At 54.2% G+C, this 19,910-nt stretch carries 20 protein-coding genes and 1 tRNA gene; 7 read left to right on the top strand and 14 right to left on the bottom strand.

All coding sequences use genetic code 11. From position 1 onward, the window contains the following. The first annotated feature begins 7 nt into the window (after positions 1 to 7). The gene (psaB, locus tag SIB83_RS05195; protein ID WP_413403946.1) at positions 8 to 2,215 is read left to right on the top strand and encodes a photosystem I P700 chlorophyll a apoprotein A2; all 2,208 of its coding nucleotides are present in this window, start codon (positions 8 to 10) and stop codon (positions 2,213 to 2,215) included. Between the two features lie 131 nt (positions 2,216 to 2,346). Here the strand turns inward: psaB and SIB83_RS05190 are convergent, their stop codons facing one another. Then, positions 2,347 to 3,273 carry a cupin gene (locus tag SIB83_RS05190; RefSeq protein WP_413403944.1) on the bottom strand — a complete coding sequence of 309 codons (927 nt, stop codon included), beginning with the start codon at positions 3,271 to 3,273 and terminating at the stop codon, positions 2,347 to 2,349. A 154-nt stretch (positions 3,274 to 3,427) separates the two neighbouring features. On the opposite strand from SIB83_RS05190, the gene SIB83_RS05185 reads away from it, so the two are divergent. Continuing rightward, positions 3,428 to 3,763, top strand: a complete 336-nt coding sequence (locus SIB83_RS05185) for a hypothetical protein (protein WP_413403942.1) — start codon at positions 3,428 to 3,430, stop codon at positions 3,761 to 3,763. Between the two features lie 3 nt (positions 3,764 to 3,766). On the opposite strand, the gene SIB83_RS05180 is transcribed toward SIB83_RS05185, so the two are convergent. The 3 genes from SIB83_RS05180 to SIB83_RS05170 all read right to left on the bottom strand — a co-directional run bounded on the left by SIB83_RS05180 (position 3,767) and on the right by SIB83_RS05170 (position 7,700). Beyond that, a complete protein-coding gene (locus tag SIB83_RS05180) occupies positions 3,767 to 6,904 on the bottom strand; it encodes an efflux RND transporter permease subunit (protein ID WP_413746965.1) in 3,138 nt (1,045 codons plus the stop codon). 129 nt (positions 6,905 to 7,033) lie between these two features. Continuing rightward, a complete protein-coding gene (locus tag SIB83_RS05175; protein ID WP_413403938.1) occupies positions 7,034 to 7,525 on the bottom strand; it encodes a photosystem I reaction center subunit XI in 492 nt (163 codons plus the stop codon). Positions 7,526 to 7,580: 55 nt separating this feature from the next. After that, complete coding sequence (locus tag SIB83_RS05170) at positions 7,581 to 7,700, bottom strand: photosystem I reaction center subunit VIII (protein ID WP_413403936.1); 120 nt, start codon at positions 7,698 to 7,700, stop codon at positions 7,581 to 7,583. Positions 7,701 to 7,814: 114 nt separating this feature from the next. Here SIB83_RS05170 and SIB83_RS05165 point away from each other — a divergent pair, with 114 nt between their 5' ends. Beyond that, complete coding sequence (locus SIB83_RS05165) at positions 7,815 to 8,309, top strand: HEAT repeat domain-containing protein (protein ID WP_413746964.1); 495 nt, start codon at positions 7,815 to 7,817, stop codon at positions 8,307 to 8,309. Here SIB83_RS05165 and SIB83_RS05160 read toward each other — a convergent pair. The 4 genes from SIB83_RS05160 to SIB83_RS05145 form a co-directional block, all read right to left on the bottom strand. After that, positions 8,267 to 9,229: a glycosyltransferase family 2 protein gene (locus SIB83_RS05160; protein ID WP_413746963.1), complete on the bottom strand. Its 963-nt coding sequence runs from the start codon at positions 9,227 to 9,229 to the stop codon at positions 8,267 to 8,269. The genes SIB83_RS05165 and SIB83_RS05160 overlap by 43 nt on opposite strands. 352 nt (positions 9,230 to 9,581) lie before the next feature. Next, positions 9,582 to 9,887 carry a hypothetical protein gene (locus SIB83_RS05155; protein WP_413746962.1) on the bottom strand — a complete coding sequence of 102 codons (306 nt, stop codon included), beginning with the start codon at positions 9,885 to 9,887 and terminating at the stop codon, positions 9,582 to 9,584. A 15-nt stretch (positions 9,888 to 9,902) separates the two neighbouring features. Continuing rightward, positions 9,903 to 10,166: a hypothetical protein gene (locus tag SIB83_RS05150; RefSeq protein ID WP_413746961.1), complete on the bottom strand. Its 264-nt coding sequence runs from the start codon at positions 10,164 to 10,166 to the stop codon at positions 9,903 to 9,905. 586 nt (positions 10,167 to 10,752) lie between these two features. Further along, entirely contained in the window at positions 10,753 to 10,992 is a 240-nt protein-coding gene (locus tag SIB83_RS05145) for a hypothetical protein (RefSeq protein WP_413746960.1), read from the bottom strand. Positions 10,993 to 11,452: 460 nt separating this feature from the next. Between SIB83_RS05145 and SIB83_RS05140 the strand changes: the two genes are divergently transcribed. After that, positions 11,453 to 12,244, top strand: a complete 792-nt coding sequence (locus SIB83_RS05140; protein ID WP_413746959.1) for a hypothetical protein — start codon at positions 11,453 to 11,455, stop codon at positions 12,242 to 12,244. Between the two features lie 50 nt (positions 12,245 to 12,294). Here SIB83_RS05140 and SIB83_RS05135 read toward each other — a convergent pair whose 3' ends face one another. Then, complete coding sequence (locus SIB83_RS05135) at positions 12,295 to 12,465, bottom strand: DUF3104 domain-containing protein (protein ID WP_413746958.1); 171 nt, start codon at positions 12,463 to 12,465, stop codon at positions 12,295 to 12,297. An 809-nt stretch (positions 12,466 to 13,274) separates the two neighbouring features. Then, positions 13,275 to 13,514, bottom strand: a complete 240-nt coding sequence (locus SIB83_RS05130; protein ID WP_413746957.1) for a hypothetical protein — start codon at positions 13,512 to 13,514, stop codon at positions 13,275 to 13,277. A 175-nt stretch (positions 13,515 to 13,689) separates the two neighbouring features. Between SIB83_RS05130 and SIB83_RS05125 the strand changes: the two genes are divergently transcribed. After that, positions 13,690 to 13,908 (top strand): hypothetical protein, encoded by a 219-nt coding sequence (locus SIB83_RS05125; RefSeq protein ID WP_413747413.1) that lies wholly within the window; start codon positions 13,690 to 13,692, stop codon positions 13,906 to 13,908. Between the two features lie 21 nt (positions 13,909 to 13,929). Then, on the top strand, positions 13,930 to 14,313 hold the full coding sequence (locus SIB83_RS05120; protein ID WP_413746956.1) for a hypothetical protein: 384 nt from the start codon (positions 13,930 to 13,932) through the stop codon (positions 14,311 to 14,313). A gap of 630 nt (positions 14,314 to 14,943) precedes the next feature. On the opposite strand, the gene SIB83_RS05115 is transcribed toward SIB83_RS05120, so the two are convergent. Next, complete coding sequence (locus SIB83_RS05115; RefSeq protein WP_413746955.1) at positions 14,944 to 15,684, bottom strand: NlpC/P60 family protein; 741 nt, start codon at positions 15,682 to 15,684, stop codon at positions 14,944 to 14,946. 17 nt (positions 15,685 to 15,701) lie between these two features. On the opposite strand from SIB83_RS05115, the gene SIB83_RS05110 reads away from it, so the two are divergent. Further along, a complete protein-coding gene (locus tag SIB83_RS05110; RefSeq protein WP_413746954.1) occupies positions 15,702 to 16,598 on the top strand; it encodes a serine hydrolase in 897 nt (298 codons plus the stop codon). 146 nt (positions 16,599 to 16,744) lie between these two features. Here the strand turns inward: SIB83_RS05110 and SIB83_RS05105 are convergent, their stop codons facing one another. From SIB83_RS05105 to alr, 3 genes are all read right to left on the bottom strand, one after another. Beyond that, the gene (locus SIB83_RS05105) at positions 16,745 to 17,656 is read right to left on the bottom strand and encodes a sulfotransferase (RefSeq protein ID WP_413746953.1); all 912 of its coding nucleotides are present in this window, start codon (positions 17,654 to 17,656) and stop codon (positions 16,745 to 16,747) included. A gap of 898 nt (positions 17,657 to 18,554) precedes the next feature. Then, positions 18,555 to 18,643, bottom strand: a tRNA-Ser gene (locus SIB83_RS05100). Positions 18,644 to 18,676: 33 nt separating this feature from the next. Then, positions 18,677 to 19,858 carry an alanine racemase gene (gene alr, locus SIB83_RS05095; RefSeq protein WP_413746952.1) on the bottom strand — a complete coding sequence of 394 codons (1,182 nt, stop codon included), beginning with the start codon at positions 19,856 to 19,858 and terminating at the stop codon, positions 18,677 to 18,679. Between the last annotated feature and the right edge of the window lie 52 nt (positions 19,859 to 19,910).

The raw sequence follows: 19,910 nt of genomic DNA, 5'->3' as shown, positions 1-19,910 counted from the left end.
CCCTCTAATGGCAACGAAATTTCCTTCGTTCAGCCAGGGTCTGGCACAGGACCCGACAACCCGCCGCATCTGGTACGGGATCGCCACGGCTCACGACTTCGAGAGCCATGACGGAATGACGGAGGAGAGGCTTTACCAAAAGCTCTTCTCCACTCATTTCGGGCATCTCGCCATCATTGGCCTCTGGGTTTCGGGAAACCTGTTCCATATCGCCTGGCAGGGCAACTTCGAACAGTGGGTCGCCGACCCTCTGCACGTTAAGCCCATCGCTCACGCAATCTGGGATCCCCATTTCGGTCAGGGCGCCATCACCGCCTTCACCCAAGCGGGAGCCACATCGCCTGTGAACATCGCCTACTCAGGCCTGTATCACTGGTTCTACACAATCGGCATGACGACGAATGCCGAGCTGTATCAGGGTTCCATCTTCATGATGATCCTGTCGGCCTGGGCACTCTTCGCCGGTTGGCTGCACCTTCAGCCCAAGTTCCGCCCGTCACTCGCGTGGTTCAAGAATGCTGAGTCACGTCTGAATCATCATCTGGCTGTCCTCTTCGGTTTCAGCTCCATCGCCTGGACCGGACACCTGGTGCACGTGGCGATTCCTGAATCAAGGGGTCAGCACGTTGGTTGGGACAACTTCCTGAGTGTGATGCCTCACCCCGCCGGTCTTGGACCCTTCTTCACCGGCAACTGGGGTGTTTATGCACAGAATCCCGATACTGCGGGTCAAATCTTCGGTACTGCCGAAGGCTCCGGTACTGCGATTCTCACCTTCCTTGGCGGTTTCCATCCCCAGACCGAAGCCCTCTGGCTCACCGACATCGCTCACCACCACCTGGCGATCGGTTGCTTGTTTGTGATCGCTGGTCACATGTACAGGACCAACTTTGGTATCGGTCATTCCATCAAGGAAATTCTCGAAGCTCACAATCCTCCAAAGGGCACCCCAGGCGATCTCGGCGCCGGTCACAAGGGTCTTTACGACACCTTGAACAACAGCCTGCACATGCAGCTCGGCCTGGCCCTTGCCTCTCTCGGTGTGGTCACCTCTCTGGTGGCTCAGCACATGTACGCGATGCCGTCGTATGCCTTCATTGCCAAGGCCTACACGACACAGGCTGCTCTGTACACACACCACCAGTACATCGCCATCTTCCTGATGTGCGGTGCCTTTGCTCACGGAGCGATCTTCTTCATCCGTGATTACGACCCCGAAGCCAACAAGGACAATGTTCTGGCTCGGATGCTGGAGCACAAGGAGGCGATCATCAGCCACCTCAGCTGGATCACCCTCTTCCTTGGCTTCCATACGCTTGGTCTTTACGTTCACAACGATGTCGTTGTGGCGTTCGGAACCCCCGAGAAGCAGATTCTGGTTGAGCCCGTTTTTGCCCAGTTCGTTCAAGCTGCTTCTGGTAAGGCGATCTACGGTTTCGACGTGCTGCTTTCCAATTCCGCTGGTGCTGCCGCCAATGCCAACGCCGCCTACATGGGCGGCTGGATGGATGCCATCAACGGCAGCACAGACGTGTTCCTTCCGATCGGACCTGGTGACTTCATGGTTCACCATGCCATCGCTCTGGGTCTGCACACGACCACTCTGATCCTGGTCAAAGGCGCTCTGGATGCCCGTGGTTCCAAGCTGATGCCTGACAAGAAGGACTTCGGTTATTCCTTCCCCTGCGACGGTCCCGGCCGTGGCGGCACCTGTGATATCTCCGCCTGGGACGCCTTCTATCTGGCCGTCTTCTGGGCTCTGAACACAATCGGTTGGGTCACCTTCTACTGGCATTGGAAGCATCTGGCCATCTGGCAGGGCAATGTGGCTCAGTTCAATGAGTCCAGCACCTATCTGATGGGCTGGTTCCGCGATTACCTGTGGCTGAACTCCTCCCAGCTGATCAACGGTTACAACCCCTTCGGCAGCAATAACCTTGCCGTCTGGGCCTGGATGTTCCTGTTCGGCCACCTCGTCTGGGCGACTGGATTCATGTTCCTGATCTCCTGGCGCGGCTACTGGCAGGAGCTGATCGAGACCATCGTCTGGGCCCATCAGCGCACACCGCTCGCCAACCTTGTTGGCTGGCGCGACAAGCCAGTGGCTCTGTCCATCGTTCAGGCTCGTGTTGTGGGCCTCGCCCACTTCACGATCGGCTACATCCTCACGTATGCGGCCTTCCTGATCGCATCGACATCCGGCAAGTTCGGCTGATCAATCCTGATTGCCCTTACAGCAAGGGAAATCCTCAATTCACCCCTGTCCAGCTGACCTGGCGGGGGTTTTTTGTTAGCTGAACCTGAACGGTGCAGAACTATTCAGCTGTTCATGAGCTCAGCTGTTCATCAGCCGCTGAACAGAATGTCGAGCGTCCTCAGATAGGTATGCAGTCCTGCGTCCTGAATCGGCAGCACATAGGCATCTGCATCTGACTCGTTGTGGTGGGAATGCCAGTAGCCCGGTGGAGTCACAAAAGCGGCACCAGCTGCCCAATCCTCCCTGTGCGGGTCACGGATTTTTCCCTGATCATCAAGCTCAGTGCCAATCAGGGTGTAACAACCGGGCTTGCAGTCCACGGCGAAATCCAGGGCGATCGACTGGTGTCGGTGAGGTTTCTGTTCCTGCTCTGCTGGAAGAATGCCGAGCATGGCCCAAAGGGTGTGGCTGGCTGTTCTTGTTTGTGGAAACGCTGAATTGCCCAGCAGCACGCTGACCCGGTTGGCACGGGCGCCGCTGGGGCTGGCCGCGATCTCAGCCAGTCGCTCCTGGCTGTCGTGATGGCTGTAAAACGTTGGCTTGAAACGGGCTTCATTCGGAGACACACCCAGAAAACGCAGCAGTGGTGCGTCGTGCACCCAGTAGAGAGCCGCTTTGCCTGAGCAGCTGTGGATGGCGTCTCCCCCGGCGGGAAGAACGAGCATGTCGCCCTTGCTCCACCGGAAGTGTTCGCCACAGGCTTCAGTGTCTCCCTGGCCATCGGCCACGAAGAACAACTGGCTTGTTGCCACAGCTGCGGTGCGCAGCCCTTCGCCATCCAGTCGGATGAAGTTGGCGCACAACGATGGACCGGTGGCAGGTCCACTGCACTGCAGTTCTTCGCTCAGATCCAGAGGCATCACAGCACTGCCTTTCTGGGAAAAGAAAGCCGGGGAAAAGGAGCGATAGGGAACAGCACTCGTCAGTCCGCTGCGAATCGGATTGGCCGCTTCGCCGTAGGAGAAATAACGAGCTTGAGCCGATGACGCCCGGCGATTCGTTGCGCTTTTCAGCATGCCGTGACGTCTCAGCCCTTCATGGAGCACACACCCTACAAATCCGTGCCTCGCGTCTTCATATGCAAAGCGTCATTGCTTCAATCGATTTCAGTCACGTTTTGATCCCGCTCTCCGCGTCTACTGGAGCTTCACCGTCTTGATTGAGTTCTGAATGTCGTTTCCCTCCCTGCCCCCAAGACTGGAGCTCGTTGTGCTGCTGGTTGGCGTTGCGACCGGTTACAACCTCACCCTGCAGATTCTTCCAAGAGAGCGAATTGACCTGGCTCAGCTCGAGGCGGATGAGCGGATTGCTGAGCGAACAACACCTGGGTCGACGTTCGCTCCGAAGACCTTGGCTTCGAAGACCTTGGCTCAGAAGCCATTGGTTCCGCAAACTTTCATGCCCATCGCGAGCTCAGAATCGGTCGCTGGATCGTCGTCGTCAGCCACGTGCCTGGTTCCTCCCGGGGGTGGCCCGGCGCTGAACGAACGCTTTGAGCCCTGTTGAACGTCAGCCGTCCAGCTCCGGTTTTGCAGGGGTGACTTTTCGCCAGCGCTTGAACAGCAGATAGGTGGCAGGCACGATGAACAGTGAGAGCAGCGTGGACACCAGCAGCCCGCTGAACACAACGGTGCCGATGCTGATGCGACCGGCGGAGCCTGTTCCGCGGGCAAGCAGCAGTGGCAGAAATCCTGCCAGCGATGTCACCGCTGTCAACAGAATTGGTCTCATCCTGTTGATCGCCGCTTCCTCGATCGCCTCCATCAATTCGATCCCCTGCTGCAGCCGCTGATTGGCGAATTCAACGATCAGGATCCCGTTCTTGGCGGCCAGGCTCACCAGCACCAGCAAACCCATCTGGGCATATACGTCGAGTGTGAGGCTGCGCAGCTTCAGGCCGATCAAAGCTCCCAGCAGTGCCATCGGCACTGTGAGCAGAATGATCAGCGGATCCACGAAGCTTTCATAGAGGCCCGCCAGCAACAGATACACCACCGTGACTCCGAGGGCGAACAGTACCCAGGACACGGACTCAGCTCTCGTTTCTTCTCTGGCAAGCCCGGTGAAAGCCAGCGCCAGGTTGTCTCCGCCGGTCTTGTCACTGATGGTTTTGAGGAGATCGATGGCCTGGCCACTGCTGATCCCGTCTGCAGTGATGGCAGTGATGCTGATCGATCGGTTCTGGTTGTAGTGGGTGATTCGATTCGCCCCTGAATCACGTTTGAGTTGTGCAACGTTCGCCAACGAGACAAGGTCGCCGCTGCGGTTGCGCACCATCAGGCTCTTGAGATCCCCAGGCTTGCTGCGGCTCGTTCCCTCCAGCTGGATGTAGATGCTGCGGATTTCCCCTCCTGAGAAGGTGTCATCGATGAAACGGCCTCCGATGGCGGTTCCGATGTCCCTCAGAGTGGGACCAACCGGTAGGTCCAGTGCTGCCATCTGGCTGCGGTCAAGTTCAAGCCTCCACCGCGGTGAGCTTGCATCGAAGCGGGTGCTCACCCGCTGGAACTGTCCGGAGTTCTGGGCAGCCAGGATGAACTGCTGAGCCTGATTCTCGAAATCCTGCAGGCTGAGCTGGCCACCACTGCGATCCAGCAGTTCCATCTGCAGGCCCGATTCACTGCTGAACCCCCGCACTGTGGGGGGCGTGGTCACAATCACCTGAGCATCGGTGATGCGTCGTCTCAGCTCGCTGTTCAGACGTTGTTTCACGACTTGGCTGCTGTTCTGCCGCCCAGGGCGTTCTTTCAGGGGTGAGAGGCGCAGATAGAAAGACCCGGTGTCCTCGCCGCTCTGTCCGAATGAGTTTCCGGCATAGAAATTGCCGCTCCGGACCAGGGGTTCCTCGGCAACCACCTCGCGGATGCGTTCCATCACGGCTTCGGTGCGTTCCAGGCTTGCTCCCTCCGGCAGCGTGAAATAACCACGCACCTGGCCCTGATCTTCGTCGGGGATGAAGGAGGTGGGGATCGTCGCCAGACCAATGCCTGTGAGCATCAGGCCTGCCAGCACCAGCGCAATGACGGTTCTGCCCCGTGCCAGCCAGACCGCCAGCAGCCTTGCGTAAAGACGTTGCAACCGGGCCATGCCCTCACGCAGTCTGCGACTGATCGATCTGAGCGGTGCTGGCAATCGTCCGTCACCCTTCCCAAGCACGCGGGCGCAGGCCATCGGTGTGAAGGTGAGGGCATTGAAGGTGGAGAACAAGATGGCGCCGCTGATGGCCAGGGCAATCGGTTGATAGAGGCGGCCAATGGAGCCAGGGATCAGCAGAACAGGCAGAAAGACAGCAGCCAGAACCAGAGATGTGGCCAAGACTGCGCTCGCAAGTTCTGCCATGGCATCTTCCGCAGCCCCCTGTGGCTCCTGGCCCTGCTCGATCCGGCCTGCGATGTCTTCGCTGACCACAATGGCGTCATCGACCACGATGCCAGTGGCCAGCACGAGGCCGAACAGGATCAGACTGTTGAGATTCGACCCGTTGAGGCGGATCACCACCAGACTGCCGATCAGTGCCACAGGCACTGCCAGGCCTGGGATCAAGGCAAGGCGCCAGCGTCCCAGAAACAGCAGCAGCACCACCAGCACCAGCAGCACCGCATCCCGGAGGGTGTCTCTGGTGCGATCGAGATTGGCCCGGACGGTTTCGGCTACATCGAAGATCATCTGCACGGCCAACCCGGGGGGAAAGCTGCTTTCCAGGCTTTTCAGCCTGTCCTGCACCGCACGGCTGACATCCAGAGCATTCGATCCATCCCGCTGGAAGATGCCTACAGCCACTGAGCTTTCGCCCTGAAGATTGAGAGCACTGCTGCCGTAGCTGCGTTGGCCAAGTTCAACGCGACCCACATCCTTCAGCCGAATCAGGCCTCCGTTGTCAGTGCGTTTGACCACCATGGCCTCAAAGTCGGCCTGGCTGCGCAGACGTCCTTCGGCATCAACCGGCAGGCTGAAAAGCTGTCCTGCCGGAGCAGGAGCCTCCCCAAGGTTTCCCACCGCGGCAAGAACGTTCTGCTCTGCCAGAGCGTTTGTGATGTCGTTCGTAGAGAGACTGAACTGCTCCAGGCGACTGGGATCCAGCCAGAGCCGGTAAGCGAGCTCACTGCTGCCGAACACACGAATGTCACCAACGCCAGGAGTGGTTCGCAGGCCTTCGCTGAGACGCTGCTCGAGCCAGCCACCGATGAAGATCGGTTCATACAGCCCGGGGGGGGCGCTGAAGCCGAGGATCAGCAGCAGATCATTGGTGGAGCGGTTCACATTCAGCCCCTGCCTGGTCACGGTCTGAGGCAGTCGTCGGCTGGCCAGGTTGACCTCGTTCTGAACCTTGATCGCGTTCAGTTCTGGATCGCCTGACTCAAAGCGCAGGCTGAGACTTGCACCGCCCTGACTGCTGCTGGAGGTCATGCTCTCGAGGCCGTCCAGGCCACTGAGCTGGTTTTCCAGCACTGCCGTGACGCTTTGCTCCACCACTTCCGGTCCAGCGGCAGGAAAACTGGCTCTCACACCCACGCGTGTGGGTGCCAGCTGAGGCAGGTCCTCAAGCCCGAGGCCCACCAGTGAGACCACACCCGCAAGCAGCACCAGCAAGCTGCAAACAATGGTGAAGACGGGCCGTCTCAGAAATGGCTGGGAGATGGACCGCAAGTCGGAGTCCGCTCAGCAAGGCCTCAGATCCTGGCAGTGGAAAGCCCCGAATGAGCCTTCGATGACTCGATTCGGGGCATGCCAAACAGTGATCTGCATCGTGCTGATGGAAGACTCAGCAGAGTGGATTCAGCCGGCGGGCGCGACACCACCAGCGATCTTGGCCAGATAAAGCAATGGGGTTGCGCTGACCAGGAACCAAGCAAACGCCGCTCCACCACAACCACCCAGCCAGAAACCACTGGCGAATTCAGACCACCCCTCCTTGGTGAAAAGGTCTGACGGTGGATTGTCGATTGTGGCGTCAGGGGGCTGCACCTTGGGTCCATTGCCTGCAGTGCCGTAAATCGACAGACAGACGGTCAGGATTGAAACCAGGCCGATGGAAGCGAGCAATCCTGCTGTGGATGCGTAATCGCTGTTTCGGAGAGGCCCACAGACGGCGAAAGGCCCATAGAGCAAATATCCGTGGGTCATGCCGATCTCGAGTCCACGTCTGTTCGGGGAGAGGGATGGTCGATAGATCGGCAGCGCGTTGAGAAAGGCTTTGACGAAGTAGCTGCTGTTAACCGGAGTGGCCAGATTGCCAACCGTTGGATCGGCGACGGGGGAAACAGACATGGATAAGAAAGCGGTGGGTGGGCAGTTCGCTTGATCGCTGGGGGCTTTTCAGCGATCAGTCGGGAGTGGCTTCGATCAGGTTGAACATCAAAACCATCACGACGGCTGGACCCAACACTCCGGCCAGTGGAATGAAAAGCGAAGGCATCCAGGCAGCGACAAAATCTCCAGTCATGGCAGCGACCCAAATGTCTGCAGTTACTGTAAGGACTGCCTTTCTGGTGGTCTTCGACCGATCGGGTCGGTGAAATAAAAGTTCAATCCATCCGGCCTAGGCCGCTTTGAACCCATGAATCAGCTGCTTGCAGGTGGTGCCGCCCTTGTTCTGGTGGCAGTGCTGTGGGGGCTCGGAAGGAAACCTGGGAAAACTTTGTTGCGCAGCACGGATGCGACCTCCGTCGCAGCCATCAACAGAGCTCAACTGGGTCTGGTGAAGGCTTCGCTGCCTCAAACTGATCCTGGGGCTCAGGCAGAAGTTGCTGATGGGACCTTCCAAACGGACCTGTTCCAGCCTCCGGTCAGTACCGCCGAGAGACTGTCTCTTGAGCGCCGGCTGCGCGCGGCGATGGATCAAGGCAACCCAGAACAGAGGCTTGAGGCCGTCACGCTGGCCGGTCAGTGGGGCCATGCCTCCGTTCTTCCACTGCTGAGACGTGGTCTGCGTGATGCCAACAGTCTGGTTGTTGAGGCTGCTGCTACTGCAATCGAGCGGCACCGTGGCGCGACCCGACCGACTCCTGCTCAGGTGGCCCGGCCCCCTCGGAACGTCGCCCGAATGCGATAGATCGGCCGACCCTGGCTTTCGTGGTAAGTCCTTATCAGCAGTTCTCCCAGCAGCCCGAAACAGAACAGCTGTATTCCGGCCAGTCCAAGAACAACCGCCATGGTGAGCAGTGGCCTGTTCCCGATGTCTTCGCCCATTAACTTGATCACCAGCAGATAGGCGCTGGCCACAAGGCTTGTCGCGATGGCCACAAGGCCTCCAAACCCGAAGACGTACATCGGTCGGGTGAGAAAGCGTTTCATGAACCACACGGTCAGCAGGTCCATCAGGACTCGAAAGGTCCGATCGATTCCGTATTTGCTGGTTCCGTACTGCCGGGCACGGTGATTCACCTTCACTTCGGTGATGCGTGCTCCTTCGATGAAGGCCAGTGCCGGCAGAAAGCGATGCAGTTCGCCGTACAAGCGCATGTCGGACAGCACATCGCGGTCATAGGCTTTCAGCGAGCAGCCGTAGTCATGCAGGCGGACTCCCGTCACACTTCCGATCAGGCGATTGGCAAGCCTGGAAGGGAGTTTTCTCTGGAGTTCGGCATCCTGGCGATCAAAACGCCATCCGCTCACCAGGTCATAGCCTTCACGCAGCTTCTTCAACAGCAGGGGGATATCGGCAGGATCGTTCTGCAAGTCACCATCGAGGCTGACGATCACCTGCCCTTCGGCGACATCGAAACCCGCTGCCATAGCCGCGGTCTGACCGTAGTTCTTGCGCAGCAAAACACCCGCCAGCTCCGGTACCTGGCTGCTGATACTTTCCAGCACTGAAGCGGTGTCATCCGTTGACCCGTCATTGACGAGCACCAGTTCGAAGCGCTCCCCGGTGGGCCGCAGTGCGTTGAGCAGCTGCTCCACCAGCTCAGGCAGGCTTTCCTCCTCGTTGTAGAGCGGCACCACAACCGAAAGGTCCAGCGCAGCCTTCATCGGGATTCGATCGATGTCAATGCAACTTAATCGGCACCTCTCATCTCACCGCTCTAGAACTGAGGTGGACAGGCATGCAGCTTGTCGAAGGGATTCATCAGGGCAATGTGCTGCCGTCGTGGCATCGCGTCACCGGCTTGAATCGACTGCCAAAACTGACTTTTATTGCCTTTGTCAAAAACTTATACGCTGGCCAATATGCAAAGACGCTGATTCGTTCCCACGAACTTCATCCGAAGCTCCTAAGTCTGCGTACTCCGAGTGATCCGCAGCCAGTAGTCATTTACCCGATAGGTGCCAGAGGGTGTGCCTAAGCGCTTGAGACGGGGAGTCTTTCCACGAACGAGGTTCGTCAGGTTGTTGGAGATGGTCTTTTTGCTGATGCCCCACCCCATCTACGCTTCCACCCTTTTTCGGATCTCATCGACATGCACGTTTCGATCCCTTCGTCGAGGGCATCAACCATCACCTTTGTGATTTGACCGCCCATGTCACTGATGACTTCAGTGCCCGTGCAGGTCTTAAGGCGACCGTGCTCATCCTTCTCATAAAAGAAGGTGCGCTCATCACATTTCCGTGACTTGGTGGCTGTGAACTGGCGCTTAGTGGTCAGGTCTCTGCCATCTGGAGCTTTCAGCTTTTCAAGGCCAATGACCATGGATGGATACTCCCTCTAGGCCGCGGCTCCACCGGCTCGGTGTGCCTTGGTGCCGTCATGCGCCAGGTGCACAACCGTGACAAACGGGCAGATCGCTTCCTTCAGGAAGGTGAGAAATGCAGCGGCGTGTTCGTTGTCCGCGTAGGAGAAACCACCCTTGGCCCTGATCGTTTTCACCGAACCGATGAACACGCAAGCGCCAGGGTTGTCCTGCGCCCACTCGAACAGCTCGATCCTTCCGCGCAGCAGCACCCCAGGCATCCATCGTTCCGGGGCCATGAGCCCAGAGCTGCCTAAGATCCCCCTGGAACAGTTCATCGGTGTCGGGATCGATGCCCATCTCCAGAAGCTCATCCTTGAGAGGTTCGGCTCCTGAGTCACTGGCACAGAAAAGGACTTTTACCGGCTTGGCTTTGTCCTTTCTTTGACGTTCCAGGAGCCCAACTCCGCGCATCAATGAAATTGCACCCTCAAGGGCAAGCCGAGTTTTTCCAGCCCCGCGCATTCTCTAAATTAAAGTGATGTCATTTGCGGGAAAGAATCCAGGCAGAAGCCAATCCAGTCCCTTCACTCGGGTGAAGCTGACGGATTGCTTACTTCTGGGAACTGGCTTTTTCTTTTTGGGATCGAAGCCGATTGCCTTCTCTTTTATAAGATTGAATAGTGCTAAATCAATCTTCTCGGAATTCATCGTAAGTCATTCCTCATCTCAGCCCGAAACTCCATTTCTTTATCCAAATCCCTCTCGCGAATAGAGTCATAAAGCTCATCGCGAATGACTCTGAAGAGACGTTTTTCGAGTGTTTCCTTAGCTGCCAATTCCTATTAAGCGGCTTTGATCTCGGCCCAGACTTTTTTATTGAATTCATGCCCCCTTGGCTTGAAAGCCTTCTTTGAAGTGATTAGGATTGATTGATCCGACAAGCAGAGGATCACCGCAAACTTGCTTGATCTTATGAACCAGAGTTGCGTATCCCTGGTACCAGGGCTGAATTCCTTTCGCAGACACCCGATCCCATTCGCTGCGACCCTGTGCGTCATCAAATGCTAAGCCCCATCCCTTGGCACCACTGATTGAAATTCTTGAAAACAAGTTCTGAGTCACCACACCGCTGAGAGGTGTGATTGGCAATCATCAGAACCTGAAGCCAGATTTCAACGCTCGCCCAGTTGAGTTGGTTGCTGGCTGGAGTGATGTTTTTAGGAATTGTTGAGCTCGCGCTGCATCGGATCTGGGGCGATTACTCCAATGGGCTTCTTGGGACCCAACGGTTTCCTTGAACATTTGAACAAGTACGTAGATTATGTTAGTTAAGTGATAGTGAATATATCAAGGCGAAATAATTGACAAGTAATTAGTTTGTCCATGTCAAATATACAACGTAATCATAGCTTGTCAGTCATGTAAGTAATATGAATTTGAACACTAATACGCAGCTGTTAAATTAAGTGTTAGTTTTTTATCAGTATCCTCTTTCGTTTTTCCAGTTTTACCGATTTCCATTGACGCTTTAAATAAACCGATAATATCTAGTATTGAAGCATCACTTGCCAATATTAAGCCATTGGCTGGATCTACCACTGGCGTAATTGGTGGTGATGTTGTTGTTATTGCCGATCCGAACGCAAACAACGATCCTGTTACGATTGTTGTTCCTGAAACAGGGGAAATTAATATTGCATCTGGTACTCCAGGTGCAGACTACATTATTGAAGGCATCGGAGATGCAATAATCAGAGTTGGTAATGCAATAGACGCAGACGGAAATGTTTTACTAGCAGCTGGTTCAACCTACCAGGTCGATAACGATTATGAGGGCACCGTCATTGTCAACCTGGATGGCGCCATTTGTGATTCAGTCGATATAAACATCATTACAACAACCGGACTAATTGCGAATGCCCTTCCCCAGTCATTGTCTGAATTAGAACGAGATTTTCAATTTTATTTTGATTTCTACGTCAACACAGGTGCTGGAGAAGATCAAATTCAAGGGAGCAGCTGCAAAGACTTCATTCGCGCTGGTGCAGGTAATGATATCGTCAACGCCGGTCAAGGTAATGACCTAGTTCGCACCGGCGCTGGTGTGGTCACTCTTGGACAAGGTGATGATATAATTTATTACACTATTGATCAGCTCCAAGGCAATTTAAATGAAACTGATATTTGTATAGACTTTGGTTCGAATGGGGACGACAAGATTCAGATTGATGCTGATCTTGAGGGCCTTATCGAAATCGAAGGTTTTGGCACCAATAAAATCATCATCACCCTTTCCGGTGCTCAAAGTGGAACCACTGAATTCGTCTCCCGAGGTGACACTATCGATGATGACGATGTGCAATTCGTCTTCTGATTCAACTGATCCTATGTATCACAATTCAATTCACTAAAAACACGAAATCATCAACCCTCGCCAAGTGCTGGGTTCCATTGTCCTGATTTCTCCGGAAAGGTTTGGGTCACCAGATCAGCGTTGACCCAGCGGACCGCGCCTGAATCCACATCAGCGATCTGGAGCAAGTTGTGGATCTTCGGATCACCGTCAGCGCCACCGCAGTTGATCACCTGCCCCATCTACCAATCTTTTTCGTGTTGCTCTCCAGTCAGATAACCGTGTTTCACGATCACTGTCATTCCTGTAGCAACATCCAGAAAACCGGCCTTTCTGACTCGGGTGAGCTGTAAACCCCGTGGTCAACCGACATACTTGCAAACCCAGGACACCAGTACTACACACGACCAGGAAGATAAGCTCAGCCAAAGGGTTCGTTGAGGAGCCATAGAACCATCGCAAATACTGATGCGGTCGTCGCTGAATGCAGTTCACGCAAGCAATCTTCCCGGTGAGTGCAGCGCTATAGGCCGCCCCGGAAACAAAGCAAAACAGCACTGTGTAGAGAAGGAGTAGCCACTGATTCACTAATACACTGAGTAATGAACCAGAGCTTTAGCAACTCCGGCCAATATTCGTTGAGCGGCAGCCCGATCCATCGGGGCGCCCGAGCACCGGTGAACCGAATGGCTTCCAGGCATCCCCTGGCACTGCCCTATGGGCAGGCTATTTCACAACGAATAGGTCGATTCTGCTTGCATTACTCGGTTTGCTCCAGGGCTGCGCGGGTCATCTCCAGCTCTATCAGCAGTGACCAGACTGCGAAACCTATCGAGCAGCTAAAATAGTACGAATAAAACACATACTAATTAAATATATATTTAGAAAAATGCAGGAGATTTCCGGGCAATTCAGGCTAAATACGAAATATATCAAACAAAAATATGCTGACGCAGTCTAAAAAATCAAAATTTATTCGAGAACATACAGGATGCCAAGCGCAGCGTTATCTAAGTAGAAAAAAGAACAATTGACGACAATATTGCATAAATCAGGAATAGTTGCTTTTGACAAGCCTCTCTATGACATAGTGAAAATTCAACATATCGCTGTCTACATTGTCCACCAAAGTATGCAAGGAGCTTTTAATTGCTAACAGTTTTTCAATTTTATTATTTACTCTTTCCGTTCTCTTTAGGCGCTCGGCATTTTCATTCCTTAAGGCAAAAATCCTCCTTTCTATTAACTGTAATGAAGTCAATAAGTTGTCATCCTGTTTGATGGTGTCCATTTGATGCACGTAACCCAAGATTAAACTTCGCAAGGTACTAGATGAGAAAAAGCGGAGAACGTATAAAATTTTTTTTTGCGTATGTAGCATTAATCACCTGGAAGCCCAAGCCTGGGTTCGGTCAGGCGAGCAATGCGCTCAGCGATACTTCACCAAATCAAAGCAACGTACCGAAATGAAACTTTACAACTCTGAAGTTCCTTGTCAGCTTCCTGCTGACCTGCCCTCTGCAGTCGAGCTTGAGCAGCTTCCCGATGGTGCCGTTCGATTTGCTGCCATCAAACGTTGCCTGAGCCGTGGTCTGGTGGGAACGCAACCCTCAGCTCATTTCAGCCTTGACCTCAACACACCCACAGCGGGGGGCGGTTCCATCACTTCGAGTGCTCCAGTTTGAGTCAGTCCTTCAATTAATGGTGTGTATTTCAGCTCTGATGCGGGGGCTGATTACATAACGGGTAGTGAACATAATGATTTCATCCGAGGCGGTGCCAATGATGATTTCATTGATTCAGGAGATGGCGATGATTTGATCCGTTCAGGCGCTGGCGGTGACATTATTACCACCGGTGAGGGTTCTGATCTTCTCTACTACGCAGCTGATCAGTTAGACAACTCGGCAGATACGGCATTGGATTTCTCGTTATCAGATCGCGTTGTGATTGGTGAGAATATCTCTGTCATGCTTATACACAATGTCGCCACTTTCTCTACAACAATCGATGGTGTGGAGCCTCAATCCACTCTTGCCTTTGCTGGATCCTCTATTATCTCTCAGGATATTTTTATCACCCTAACATAGTTTTTATTTCGTAGCTATTTCTTGGTTATTTAAAAGCCTAAGGCATTCAACTCATGGCAAAAGTGAGTTGAATGTTTTTCGCGAAAAGGAGCTTTAAAATCTTTTTGACCGATTTTTAGGTCTCTTGAATACCAACTTATATTTGTTTGCATTGATTGTGTTATTTTAATGCACGATATAGCCTAATTGCTGTAGTTTAAAAGTTTATGCATCTAGATTTTTCTAGATTCAACCATGGACGCCATTGGTTTGTCCTGGCCTTCAGTCATGCCTTGAGAGGATTTTTAGTTTACTCCGCCAGCTTTCAATTTCTGGACCCAGCGTAATCAGCGGTTAATCACTAACTGCTGATGCTGATGATGAATACTTCCATTGGTTCTTACCTTAATCCCCCCCCCCCCCCCCCTTTTTTTTTTTTTAGTACTGGGCTTTTAAGACTTTTTCAACTGGTGCTATTTCGCTTGATCGCGCATCCGGTTTGACCTGAAAAGTCAACAAACGCAGATAAATACGCAGGCGCTTCTCAGGAAGTTCCTCTGAATTTATCTTGAATTTTGTGCGTAAAGCTCAGAATTTTGTCTGTGACTGATTTCTGTTCCACCTGAAGCGTTGAGGGAAATTGAATCAGCGTCAGGGCAATGTGCTGCCGTCGTGGCATCGCGTCACCCGGCCGGCACCCCGCAGTTCACCTCTGTAGTGGCAGGCCACAGGATGGAGATCCTCAGGGCTCAGGCTGTCGATGCCGATGCCGTTGCGGCCGTGCTCTCTCCCTGAACTGTGCATGTAGCGACCGTCCTCGAGGTGAATGCCGACGTGGGTGCAGCGCTCAGGGGTGCCGAAGAAGATCAGATCTCCAGCCTGCAACTCGCTGATCTCATCCGGCGCCACAGCCAGCGGTTCACAGAATTGTTCCTGCTGATAGGCATCTCTGGGTAGCCAGATGCCAGCGCTGGCAAATGCAGTTTGCACAAGACCCGAGCAGTCGAGATCGGGTCCGATGGTGCCTCCCCAGAGGTAGGTGTTGTCGACCTGGTAGGCGGCTTCCAGCCAGTTCAGCACTGCATTCAGTCTGTTGGTGATCTCCGGGTGTGAGAGCAGACGTGGCAACCAATCCTCACAGGCAACTGCCTGACCGTCCAGCTCATGCATGGACAGCCAGCAGGGGTAACCGTCTTCGAGAAACACAACACGCAATCGCCCATGGTCCTCCTGGCGTAATTCCGACGTGACTTTGAATCCTCGGCCCGCTGCGGCCTGGGTGGCGAGTCCGCTCTCTGTTGGTGTGGCGTAGCCGTTTTGGCCATGGAGCAGTTTCCAGCAACTTCCTGGGCTGATCAGGTCCGGAGTGATCGGGGTGCCTAGGGTCGGCATTGCCAATAGCCAGTGCCATGGCGTTCTACCGTCCCGAGCCGGCGATGCAGCAGCACCTCGTTGCTCTGATCGACAGGCTGGCGGCCGATGGCCGTCCCGGTCTGCACGATCAGCTGGCGGTGACCTGGGTGCGTTACGTCGGCGCGTCTCCCGCCAACGGCAGCGGCAGCGGTGCTGCCTGGGCTGACCAGAAGCTGATCTATCCGGCCAGTGTGGTCAAACTCCTGTACGCAGTGGCGGCAGAGCACTGGTTGCAGCGCGATCTGATTCCAGACAGCGAGGAGCTTCGACGTGCGCTCCTCGACATGCTGGCGGACTCCAGTAACGACGCCACTGGCCTGATCGTGGATCTGCTCACCGGCACCACCAGTGGTCCGCCGCTGCGCTCACCTGCATGGGACCAGTGGCAGCAACAGCGGCGCCTGGTCAATGACTGGTTCCAGAGTTTCGGCTGGCCTGAGTTGGAGCGCATCAACTGCTGCCAGAAAACGTGGGGTGATGGCCCCTACGGCAGGGAGCGCATGTTTTATGGGGAGAACAACTGCAATCGCAACGCACTCTGTACCGCAGCGGTCGCCAGGATTCTCGAAGCGGTCATGACCGATGGAGTGCTCTCACCTCCGGCCTGTCAGAGACTTCGAGCCCGATTGGCTCGCTCGCTCAGCTCGTCAGACAGGGTTGCTGATCCCGAGAATCAGGTAGATGGCTTTCTCGGCGAGGGTTTGCCGGACGGCAGTCAGCTCTGGAGCAAGGCCGGCTGGATGAGTCAGGCCCGTCACGACGCAGCCTGGTGGTGCCTCGACGGGCAGGCAGCTTCTCTGCTGGTGGTGTTCAGCGAAGGGCCGGAGCGGGCCGGCGATCAACAACTTCTTCCGTTGATCGCAAGGCAACTTTCTGAGTATGCAGCCAATTGACGATCTGCGGTTCAGTTCAACGCCGAGGAAGACATTCATTGCCCCACTGATCTGGAGATGCCGTTAACCATTGTTGGTCAATCAAAATTAATTCGTTTTCCTGATTCAAAGCCTCGAATTGTTATTTGATGTGTGCTTGCCAAGCCTTAGGGGGTTTGATTTTGATAATGGGCCAAGTACGGAAAATTCTGCATTCGGGTCAAAATATTTTCAATATCTTCGACTGTCCAATCAATTGTGCTTGAGCTTCTGCTCGGCGTTTTGAAAAGAAATTTTGAAATGCTTTCCAGGTGTTTTTTGTCAGTTGAGAGGTTTAGTGCTTCACAGATTCTCAGTAATTCCTCGTCTGGGTTGGCAATCAGCAGCTCATGGTGGCAGTGCATGAAGCCTGCATCAGGAGATCTGGCTTCCAGTGCGGAAATAGACTCGCAATGCATGAAATACCAGCGAATGCGATCTGCGATGGGCGCTTGACTTCTTTGGTGCATGGTTGCGATTGTGTCGAATGGATTGCGGATTGAGGCGATTAAAAATATTTTGGCGTTGAGAGTGTCGCTTAGTCTGGGAATCAACTCATAATCGCCGTGGAGTAGTAATGTGGCTGGATTCCAGATCTTGTCGCCATAAACATGGACTCTTCTTTTTGTCGCGGGTGCGTCGCCTATTTGATAGTGGTAGTTTTCTGATGGTCGGCTGTTTTGGTGGTTTACGCAGGCGTTTTCGATGACTTCCTGGAGGATGGACTCTTTGTTCAGTCCTTTCCAAAAATTATTTGAAGCCAACGTTTCATTGGCGACTATTGCGTTTGGATGTGCGTCGATGGCTGAGCCAAGGATTGTTGAGCCGCTTCGTGCATTGCCAATGATCAGGCAAAAAGTTTGGAAATCATTGAATCTCTTCAGGTCTTGTTTATTGAATTTATTTGTTTCTGGCTGGGATTTTTTCCTGGGCTTTATGGACTGGAGAGCGAAGCTATTCGTCGAAGGAGTGTTTGCCTTATTGAGGCTGCTTGCAAGTTTTTTGACCCATCTTTTTAGTGCACTTGTAAAGGCATTCATCCTTTATATTTGTGGTTGGTTTCCTTGGCAGGCTATCAGAGCTTGCCTCAAGCGCTTGAGACTTTTGTGTTGTAATACTCCCCGAGTTTCGATCAAGATATTCAGTCATTTGGTGGTTTCTCGGCCTTCGCCATTGTTGTTGCAGGTTGCCCTGATCTCAGTCGGTCGAGGGTTTTGTTTGTGTTAGAGAATTTCTGGGTTCGGCCTGTACTGCGGCTGTCTCGTGTGTCTTGATGATATGAAAGTGAAGGGTCTATCTTTCTGTTTTATTGATTCAGTCTCTGAGTCAGGTGATTGCAGGTATTCACTGAGTCATCGGGAGTTCCGATGGCTTGATTTAATGCTTCAGGGTGCCGTCTTGCAGAATTGTTGTTTAGTTTGAAAAGCATTGCTGATATCTTCAAAGGTTTGTGCTTTTGCTTTCAGTCAGGTCTGTGGCCACGGATGGATTCCAGGCAAAAGTGTGGAGATTGTTGCCAAAACCACTAAGAGATTGATGTCTGAGATCAGGTTCTCAAGCAGTATTTGCCAGGAAAAGGTTCTGAAAGGTATGGGGAGTTACTAGGCGCCATCTCTGAATTCCAAAAGGTCGATGCAAGATTGTGATAACAGTTCCAGTTCCACCTGGTCCAGGTAATTACGAACTGATGCCTGCTCCAGTGGCGAATGAAGCAGGTGAAAATATGGAGAGGTATGCCGGTAAATAATTCTTGAACTGAAAGCCTGGTTTTGAAATGTGTTGTGTTTGGTTGGTGTTCAAGTCTTGATTGTTTAAATAATTACGTCATCAATTTCATGGGTGATCCACTCGAGATGCTGGCTTGAGCACCAATCCAGTCTTTGTTTGGTTTCCAAGAGGATTGATCTGGCCCTGAAGCCTCGTGAATCACTCTGACAACGGAGAGGGAGGGATTCGAACCCTCGACAGAAGTTGCCTCCTGTAACTCCTTAGCAGGGAGCCGCTTTCAACCACTCAGCCACCTCTCCAGCGGCATGCACAGCTTACAAGAGGGCGCTCGTTCAGACCACCAGCCGTGGCAGGCGGTGCTTGAAACTGCACAAGACTTCCCAGGGAATGGAATCCGACAGTTCCGCCAAGTCCTGCGGCCGAATCACCTGTTGCTCATCCTGACCCAGCAGCGTGACGACATCACCGATCTCAAGTTCAGGATGGTCTGTGACATCGAGCATCAGTTGATCCATGGTGATGGCACCCACCTGGGGCAATGTCTTGCCTTTGTGCAGGGCATGGATGCGTCCGGACAGGCAGCGGCTGACTCCATCGGCGTAGCCAATGCCGATCACGGCCATCCGGCTGGCACGGCTGGTCACAAAGCGGTGCCCGTAGCTCACCCCCACACCTGCGGCGACCTCCCGGATCAGGCTGACCCGAGCCTTCACCGTCATGGCAGGCTGCAGATCAAGTCTCTTTTCAAATTGAGCGCTTGGTGCGTGCCCGTAGAGAGCCAGTCCCACCCTCACAAGATCGTGATGCAGGGACCGATCACGCAGGGTCCCAGCTGAATTGGCCAGATGTCGCTGAAGCCCCCGACCACGGTGTGATCGTGTCACGGCCTCAAAGCGTTCCTGCTGCAGGCGCGTGATCTGTTCCGCATGTCCCTCAAGCTCGCCATCGGCGAGCGCAAGATGGCTGTAAACCCCCTTCAGGTTCAGCTGGTCAAGCTGGAGAATCGCCTCAGTCAGGCGTTCCCCATCCTGCCAATCACACCCGAGTCTGGTCATGCCGGTGTCGAGCTTGAGCTGCACCGTGAACTGACGGCCGCTGCCACTAGCAAGGTTCTGGCAGAGCAGTGCTTCACGCATGCTGCATAGTGTCGGCATCAGCTGCCAGTGCAGGCAGGCCCTGAGTTCTTCCGGCTGGGTGAGATTGCCCAGCACGAGCAACGGCAGCTCCAGTCCGGCACGACGCAGTTCAATTCCCTCCTGCAGGGTGGCGACACCCAGGCTGGTCGCTCCTCCGCAGATGGCAGCCCGCGCCACTGTCTCGGCCCCATGCCCGTAACCGTCAGCCTTGACGACTGCCATCAGTGCGCAGTCCGAGCCAAGCAGACCTTTCAGCGCTCTTGTGTTGTGTTCTACGGCTGAGGCGGACACCTCCATCCATGCCCGCTGACGCGGGTCAGCTCCCGCAGCCGTTTCAGGGCTGGAGGGGCTGGTGCGATCGGCCGACAGATCAGGCATGGGGACTGCGTAGTGAAGGTCACAAAGATGCCCTTGTGACCCCGATAGCATG

This window comes from Synechococcus sp. MIT S9507 (genome assembly GCF_047304715.1).
In the GTDB taxonomy this organism is placed as follows: domain Bacteria; phylum Cyanobacteriota; class Cyanobacteriia; order PCC-6307; family Cyanobiaceae; genus Synechococcus_C.
Note: the sequence above shows the minus strand (reverse complement) of the source record. Positions and strands in the feature narration are given on the sequence as shown.

What these genes read in the sequence shown, in the direction of transcription:
- psaB (WP_413403946.1), top strand. Translation starts at nt 8, where the DNA reads ATGGCAACGAAATTTCCTTCGTTCAGCCAGGGTCTGGCACAGGACCCG.
- SIB83_RS05190 (WP_413403944.1), bottom strand. Translation starts at nt 3,273, where the DNA reads ATGCTGAAAAGCGCAACGAATCGCCGGGCGTCATCGGCTCAAGCTCGT.
- SIB83_RS05185 (WP_413403942.1), top strand. Translation starts at nt 3,428, where the DNA reads ATGTCGTTTCCCTCCCTGCCCCCAAGACTGGAGCTCGTTGTGCTGCTG.
- SIB83_RS05175 (WP_413403938.1), bottom strand. Translation starts at nt 7,525, where the DNA reads ATGTCTGTTTCCCCCGTCGCCGATCCAACGGTTGGCAATCTGGCCACT.
- SIB83_RS05170 (WP_413403936.1), bottom strand. Translation starts at nt 7,700, where the DNA reads ATGACTGGAGATTTTGTCGCTGCCTGGATGCCTTCGCTTTTCATTCCA.
- SIB83_RS05165 (WP_413746964.1), top strand. Translation starts at nt 7,815, where the DNA reads ATGAATCAGCTGCTTGCAGGTGGTGCCGCCCTTGTTCTGGTGGCAGTG.
- SIB83_RS05160 (WP_413746963.1), bottom strand. Translation starts at nt 9,229, where the DNA reads ATGAAGGCTGCGCTGGACCTTTCGGTTGTGGTGCCGCTCTACAACGAG.
- SIB83_RS05155 (WP_413746962.1), bottom strand. Translation starts at nt 9,887, where the DNA reads ATGGTCATTGGCCTTGAAAAGCTGAAAGCTCCAGATGGCAGAGACCTG.
- SIB83_RS05150 (WP_413746961.1), bottom strand. Translation starts at nt 10,166, where the DNA reads ATGGCCCCGGAACGATGGATGCCTGGGGTGCTGCTGCGCGGAAGGATC.
- SIB83_RS05135 (WP_413746958.1), bottom strand. Translation starts at nt 12,465, where the DNA reads ATGGGGCAGGTGATCAACTGCGGTGGCGCTGACGGTGATCCGAAGATC.
- SIB83_RS05130 (WP_413746957.1), bottom strand. Translation starts at nt 13,514, where the DNA reads ATGGACACCATCAAACAGGATGACAACTTATTGACTTCATTACAGTTA.
- SIB83_RS05125 (WP_413747413.1), top strand. Translation starts at nt 13,690, where the DNA reads ATGAAACTTTACAACTCTGAAGTTCCTTGTCAGCTTCCTGCTGACCTG.
- SIB83_RS05115 (WP_413746955.1), bottom strand. Translation starts at nt 15,684, where the DNA reads ATGCCGACCCTAGGCACCCCGATCACTCCGGACCTGATCAGCCCAGGA.
- SIB83_RS05110 (WP_413746954.1), top strand. Translation starts at nt 15,702, where the DNA reads ATGGCGTTCTACCGTCCCGAGCCGGCGATGCAGCAGCACCTCGTTGCT.
- SIB83_RS05105 (WP_413746953.1), bottom strand. Translation starts at nt 17,656, where the DNA reads ATGAATGCCTTTACAAGTGCACTAAAAAGATGGGTCAAAAAACTTGCA.
- alr (WP_413746952.1), bottom strand. Translation starts at nt 19,858, where the DNA reads ATGCCTGATCTGTCGGCCGATCGCACCAGCCCCTCCAGCCCTGAAACG.